We start from the raw sequence: 6,859 nt of genomic DNA on the forward strand, positions 1-6,859 counted from the left end.
TCCTGCAAAATAAAAATAATAATTTAAAAATTAGGATTGTGCTAAAATTGCTTTGTTTATGCGCTTCACTAATTTTGGTCCTTCATAAATAAAACCAGTATATACTTGTACCAAATCTGCTCCTGCATTTATTTTTTCTAAAGCATCTTTTTCTGAATGAATTCCTCCTACTCCAATAATAGGAAAAGATTTGTTAGATTTTTCTGTTAAGTATTTAATCACTTTTGTACTCTGATTTTTTACTGGTTGTCCACTTACTCCTCCATTTCCAATTGCTGCTAAACGCTCTTTAGAAACTTTTAAATTATCTCTATTTGTTGATGTATTTGAAGCTATCACCCCATCAATTTTAGTTTCTGTTACCAATTCTATAATTTCATCTAATTGAATATTATTTAAATCTGGAGCGATTTTTAATAAAATTGGTTTTTGTTTTATTTCTTGTTTGTTCAATTCCTGACAAGCAGAAATCAATTCAACCAAATAATCTTTATCATTTAATTTTGCATGACTTCCAACATTTGGGCAGCTTACATTCAACACAAAATAATCTACATAAGGATGTAAAGCCTTAAAAACGGTACAATAATCTTCTGTGTAATTTTCTGGTAATGTTGCCGTATTTTTACCTAAATTTCCACCAATTACAACTTTTCCTTTATTCTTCTTTAAGTTTTCAATGGCAGCTTCTAAACCTTTATTATTAAAACCCATTCTATTAATGATTCCTTGATCATCTTTTAAACGAAATAATCTTTTCTTCGGATTTCCTTCTTGACCTTTTGGAGTTACAGTTCCTATTTCTATAAAACCAAATCCAAAGTTTGCCAATTCGTTATATAAAACTGCATTTTTATCAAAACCTGCAGCTAAACCAACAGGATTTTTAAATGTAATTCCGAATAAATTTCTTTCTAATTTTTTATCTTCAATCACATATAAACTTCTAAAAATTGAAGTCATAAAAGGAATTTTACACATCATTTTAACTAAAGAAAATGTAAAATGATGAATTTTTTCTGGATCGAATAAAAAGAAAATGGGTCTTACAATAGATTTGTACATGAGTAACTAGAATTATTAAGTAGCTTATTTCTAGTATGCAAAATTACATATTTTAAGTCGATATCACTCTAAAATAGGTTTCAAATTAAGAGTTCAACAATTTTCATTATTTTAGACAAAAATAAAATCAATTTGGAAACTATATTTAATTACTTTGAAACCATTCCTTCTGCACATAGAAGTTTAATTCTTGTGGGAGGTATTACTTTTTTCTGGATTTTAGAAGGAGTTTTTCCACTTTTTAAATTCAATTACAAAAAATGGAAACACGCTTTTCCGAATTTGTTTTTTACACTTACAACAATCATTATCAATTTTGCTTTGGCTTTTTTATTGTTAAAAACTGCAGATTGGGTACAAGCAAATAATTTTGGATTGATAAACTGGTTACCAGAAATGCCTCTTTGGTTATATATTACATTAGGTGTTTTATTTTTAGACTTTTTTGGTGCTTATTTAGCACATTTTGTAGAGCATAAAATTCCAACTTTGTGGATGGTTCATTTAGTACATCACTCAGATCATAAAGTAGACACAACCACTGCAAACAGACATCATCCAATAGAAAGTGTTATTCGTTTTTCTTTTACTTTATTAGGCGTTTTTTTAGTAGGAACACCTATTGCTATTATTATGTTATATCAATCTATGTCTTTAATTTTCACACAATTTACTCATGCCAATTTAAAAATATCACCAAAGGTGGATAAACTTTTAAGCTACTTTATTGTGTCTCCAGATATGCACAAAATTCACCATCATTATAAGTTGCCTTATACAGATTCTAACTACGGAAATATTTTTTCTATTTGGGACAGACTTTTAGGAACGTATATGGAAATGGACAGAGAAAAAATTGTGTATGGAGTTGATACTTTTTTTGATGAGAAGAAAAATTCTTCATTAAAAGAATTGTTAAAACAACCTTTTCAAGGTTCTAGGAAGCCTACAGTTTTTGAGGAAGTTATTCAACAAAAATAATTTCTAATTCTTTAATTAAATCTCTCATTTTTACTCCAGACAAGTTTGTTAGAATAGAGATTACAACCTCTTTTTCTGGATAAATTAACAAATATGTAGTAGCTCCTACACCACCACCAGAATGACTATATCTTAAATTATTTTGTTTTGTTTTAGAAATACCAATTCCTATACCATATTTTGTATTTTTTCCTTCGGATGTTATTTGTGGAGTAACTAATTCTTTTAAAGAATTCTCACTAATAATTTTTGGTTGTATAAACTCATTACCAAATAAAATTAAATCTTCTGAAGTTGATAAAAAACCTCCTCCTGCTGCTTTAAATTCATTACTTACAGATGGTCCTTCTTTAACAACTGCTTTTCTTTTAATGTAGAATTTTGTTCTATCTTCATTTTCGTCATCAGATATATCTAAAACAGTTTTATCCATTTTAAGAGGCTCAAAAACATTTTTATTCATGTATTTTAAATAATCTTTACCTGAAGCATTCTGAATAACAACACTTAATAAATTCCATCCATAAGTACTATATTTAAACTTTGATTGTGGTTTAAAAAGTAATTTAGAATCTTTAAAAACATCCAAACCTTCAACAATAGACATCTTTTTATTTATTAAAAACTCACTTCCATTATAATGTCTTATTCCTGATAAATGACCTGCTATTTGTCTAATTGTAAAATCATATTTTTTTTTAGGAAACTCTGGAACATAATCATATAAACTTACATCAAAATTAAGTTTTTTTTCATCTACTAATTTCGCTAAAGCTACAGCAGTTAATGTTTTTGATATACTTGCAATTCTAAATTGAGTGGTTTTAGAATTTACTTTTTTCTTTGTTTTTACATCAGCAAAACCAAAACCTTTAGACCAAATTAAAGCTCCTTTTTTTGATATAGAAATTGACATTCCTGGTATTTTTTGAGCTTCTAAAAACTTTTGAGCAATTGCATTGGCTTTTACAAAGTTTGTATCAGTTTTTTGAGAAAAACAAGATGACACCATTAAAAGGGACAACAAAAAGAATTTTATTATTTCCATAACTACTTATAAATTAAATATTTATTTCTAACCAATTTAAACACTTCCAAATCTTTACTCCAAGTTTTTCTAATTTCTTTAGCAGATAAACCTTTTTCTATTTGTTGCTGTAACTTTTTGGTCCCAGCATGAATTGTAAATGTATTTCCAAAGAATTTTTCTGTTTTTGGAGTACGATTATAAGCATCAATCAAAAAAGATAAATCAATTTTAGACAAACGATCTGTTTCTCTTAAATCTGTTCCAAAACAAAGTTTATTTTTATGCTTCGGATATTTAGCTCCAAAATTTGATTTTGGAGTATAACTAAAATCACTTTTACTAAAAAAAGGTGCTCCATATCTTTGAAACTGAAACTCTGTTCCTCTTCCAGCATTAATGGTAGTTCCTTCAAAAAAACCTAAACTTGGGTACAAATTTATAGATTTATCATTTGGTAAATTTGGTGAAGGTCTTATTTCTAAACTGTATTCTGTTTGATGAGTATAATTTTTTAAAGGAATTACAGTTAAATCACATTGAATTCCGTTTTTTAACCATTTTTCACCATTTATCATTTTTCCATATTCACCAATGGTCATTCCATAAACAACAGGAACTTGGTGCTTACCAACAAAAGATGTATGTTCTAATTCCAAAACAGGTCCATCAACATAATGTCCATTTGGGTTTGGTCTGTCTAATAAAATTACTTTTACACCAGCTTCTGCACAAGCTTCCATCACATAATGTAACGTAGAGATGTAGGTGTAAAATCGAACGCCAACATCTTGAATATCAAAAATAACAACATCAATTCCTTTTAATTGTGCTGCAGAAGGTTTTTTACTTTTTCCATGTAAAGAAAGTATAGGTAAACCCGTTTTATTATCAACTCCGTCATTTATATGTTCTGCAGCATCTGCTTTTCCTCTAAAGCCATGCTCTGGAGAAAATACTTTTTTAACATTAATATCTTTGTAATTATGTAAATAATCTACCAAATGATGTGTTACTTTTTTAGATCCCATTACGTTTGGTGTAACTTCTGCTCTTTGTAAAACAGACAAGACTGAAGTTTGATTTGCAGCTATAGCAATATTTTTACCTTTTAATAATTTTAAATACAAATTAGTACGCTCTGCTCCTGTTTTTATAACCAACGTTTCTTTTTCAGGTTTTTTAGTTTTAATTTTTGGTTTTTGAGCACAAGAAATCAGCTGAAAATTCAGCATAAGAAATAAGAATAAATATGTACTTTTACGAAGGTTAAAATTTATCATCAATTTGAATTACGAGTTATTTATTGCAAAACGCATTATTGCTGGCAAAAAGTATAAAAATAGCATTTCATCGCCAATAATAAAAATTGCAATTACTGCAATTGCGTTAGGAATTATTATTATGCTAATTGCTGTGGCAACAGGTGCTGGCTTACAATATAAAATTCGCGATAAAATGGCTGGTTTTAAAGGCCACGTACAAATTATCAATTACGATGCCAATAATTCTGATGTTTCTACAGTACCTGTAAATAAAAACCAAGATTTTTATCCGAAGTTTAAAAATATAGATGGCATTAAAAACGTACAAGCTTTTGCAAATAAAGCAGGAATTTTAAGAACAAAAAACGATTTTGAAGGTATTATTTTTAAAGGAGTTTCTACAGATTATGATTGGACTTTCTTTAAAGAATATTTAGTTGAAGGAAGAACTCCTAATCTAAACTTACCAAGAACTAAAGAAGTTTTATTATCAAAAACAATAATGAATCGTTTACAACTAAAACTAAACGATACTATTTTAGCTACTTTCTTAAAAACGACAACTAGTAAATTACCATCAAATAGAAAATATACAATTGTAGGTATTTACAATACCGGTTTTACAGAATTTGATAAATCTTTTATGATTGGTGATCTTAGAGAAATCCAAAACCTCAACAAATGGAATGAAAATGAAATTGGAGGTTTTGAAGTAATTTTAGATAGTTTTGATAATATAGAAGAAAAAGGAGAAGAAATTTACAGTAATATTGGCGCAACTTTAAATAGTAAAACTATTTTAGATACATATCCAACAGTATTTGAATGGATTCAACTCTTTGACAATAATGTTTGGTTTATAATTGCAATAATGATTTTGGTTGCAGGTATAAATATGATTACTGCCCTACTCGTTTTAATTCTAGAACGTGTACAAATGATTGGTATTTTAAAAGCATTAGGAAGCACAAATACAAGTATTCGTAAAATATTTTTATACAATGCTTCTTACTTAATATTAAAAGGACTTTTCTGGGGAAATATTATTGGTTTATCTATCATTTTTATTCAACATTATTTTAAAATTATAACCTTAGATCCAGCAACTTATTACGTAACAACAATGCCTGTTCATATTTCTTTTACTTATATTTTATTATTAAATATTGGAACGCTCATTATGTGCTTTTTAATGTTAATCATTCCTTCTTATATTATTACTAAAATCAATCCTTCTAAATCTATAAAGTTTGCTTAAAATTTTAAAGCATAACTAATAGCTTTTTCAATAATAATTTAATTACTAAACCTTTAAAAAAGGAGACTGTACATTTTTAAAGTATATTAAATTAATTATATTTACTTTTCATCAACCAAAACTAACAACTATGAAAACTATTTCTTTACTACTTTTTATGCTTTTTGCGTCATTATCATTAAATGCAATTTGTGTTTCAGGTGATTGTGAAAATGGTTTTGGAACTTATATTTGGGAAGATGGTGATATGTATGCAGGTTTTTGGAAAAATGGAAATAAACATTATTTCGGAATGTATTTTTGGAAAAATGGAGATTTTTGGTATGGTCTTTATAAAGATGGAAATAGAAAACCTGGTTTTGGTATTTATGCTTGGCAAGGTGGTGATAGTGAAAATAGAACGAATTCAGTTTCTTATAATGAGAAAGGATGTGTTTCTGGAAATTGTGAAGAAGGCTGGGGTGTATATATTTATAGTAGTGGAAATTTACATGCAGGCTATTGGAAAAATGGAAAACCACATTATTTTGGTGCCAAATTTTGGAAATCTGGAGATTACTATTTAGGCTTATATAAAAACGGAAGCAGAAAACCAACACCTCATGGTTATTATGTATTTGATGATAAAACTTCGAAATCTTTACTTGGACCTATAAAATTTGACAATACTGGATGTGTAGAAGGTGATTGTGAAAATGGTTTTGGAACATATATATGGAAAAACGGTGATTTACACACAGGCTATTGGTTTAAAGGAAAAGCACACTTAATTGCTTTTAAATTTTGGAATGAAAAAGATATTTTCTTAGGACTTTATAAAAATGGAGAAAGAAAAAAAAGAGGAATTTATATCTACGAAGATGGAGATGTTGATATTAGAACCGAAAAAGTCTTTTTTAACTATTTAACAATTATTGAAGGTAAACAAAAGAAATTAAAAGAATCTGGAGGTAACCAGTCTGCTCCTGAAAAATAAAGATTATAAAACATATAACCTACCAAAAAAACATTTCTTAAGAGATGTTTTTTTTATAATATTATTTAAATCCTTTATGTGGTATTTATATAGTGAATAATTTATTTTACTTACAGATCAGTTGTGAATTAATCTTTACTAAAAAAGTATTTTGTAAATTTGAGATTTAAACTTCTTAAAACTTTATCAATAATAATTATAACGCTCAAAAACATTTTAAAATTGATTCCTAAAATTAAAACCTTCTTTTTTTTAAGTCTACTATTATGTTTAAGTTGTAATCAAAT

The 6,859-nt window shown here is 27.5% G+C and carries 6 protein-coding genes; 3 read left to right on the forward strand and 3 right to left on the reverse strand.

Going from position 1 to position 6,859, the window contains the following annotated elements:
* Positions 1 to 30: 30 nt before the first annotated feature.
* Positions 31 to 1,065, reverse strand: a complete 1,035-nt coding sequence (locus tag ABJG40_RS00180; RefSeq protein WP_348022555.1) for a quinone-dependent dihydroorotate dehydrogenase — start codon at positions 1,063 to 1,065, stop codon at positions 31 to 33.
* Between the two features lie 132 nt (positions 1,066 to 1,197).
* On the opposite strand from ABJG40_RS00180, the gene ABJG40_RS00185 reads away from it, so the two are divergent.
* Positions 1,198 to 2,046 (forward strand): sterol desaturase family protein, encoded by an 849-nt coding sequence (locus tag ABJG40_RS00185; RefSeq protein ID WP_348022556.1) that lies wholly within the window; start codon positions 1,198 to 1,200, stop codon positions 2,044 to 2,046.
* Here the strand turns inward: ABJG40_RS00185 and ABJG40_RS00190 are convergent.
* Positions 2,030 to 3,094, reverse strand: coding sequence for a serine hydrolase domain-containing protein (locus ABJG40_RS00190; protein ID WP_348022557.1), 1,065 nt, complete (start codon positions 3,092 to 3,094; stop codon positions 2,030 to 2,032). The genes ABJG40_RS00185 and ABJG40_RS00190 overlap by 17 nt on opposite strands.
* A gap of 2 nt (positions 3,095 to 3,096) precedes the next feature.
* Positions 3,097 to 4,308, reverse strand: a complete 1,212-nt coding sequence (locus tag ABJG40_RS00195) for a DUF1343 domain-containing protein (RefSeq protein WP_348022558.1) — start codon at positions 4,306 to 4,308, stop codon at positions 3,097 to 3,099.
* A gap of 52 nt (positions 4,309 to 4,360) precedes the next feature.
* Between ABJG40_RS00195 and ABJG40_RS00200 the strand changes: the two genes are divergently transcribed.
* Positions 4,361 to 5,596, forward strand: coding sequence for an FtsX-like permease family protein (locus tag ABJG40_RS00200; RefSeq protein ID WP_348022559.1), 1,236 nt, complete (start codon positions 4,361 to 4,363; stop codon positions 5,594 to 5,596).
* Between the two features lie 130 nt (positions 5,597 to 5,726).
* Positions 5,727 to 6,572: a hypothetical protein gene (locus ABJG40_RS00205; RefSeq protein WP_348022560.1), complete on the forward strand. Its 846-nt coding sequence runs from the start codon at positions 5,727 to 5,729 to the stop codon at positions 6,570 to 6,572.
* The last annotated feature ends 287 nt before the right edge of the window (positions 6,573 to 6,859 follow it).

This window comes from Polaribacter sp. (genome assembly GCF_039939415.1).
Classification (GTDB): domain Bacteria; phylum Bacteroidota; class Bacteroidia; order Flavobacteriales; family Flavobacteriaceae; genus Polaribacter.

What these genes read in the sequence shown, in the direction of transcription:
- ABJG40_RS00180 (WP_348022555.1), bottom strand. Translation starts at nt 1,065, where the DNA reads ATGTACAAATCTATTGTAAGACCCATTTTCTTTTTATTCGATCCAGAA.
- ABJG40_RS00190 (WP_348022557.1), bottom strand. Translation starts at nt 3,094, where the DNA reads ATGGAAATAATAAAATTCTTTTTGTTGTCCCTTTTAATGGTGTCATCT.
- ABJG40_RS00195 (WP_348022558.1), bottom strand. Translation starts at nt 4,308, where the DNA reads ATGCTGAATTTTCAGCTGATTTCTTGTGCTCAAAAACCAAAAATTAAA.
- ABJG40_RS00205 (WP_348022560.1), top strand. Translation starts at nt 5,727, where the DNA reads ATGAAAACTATTTCTTTACTACTTTTTATGCTTTTTGCGTCATTATCA.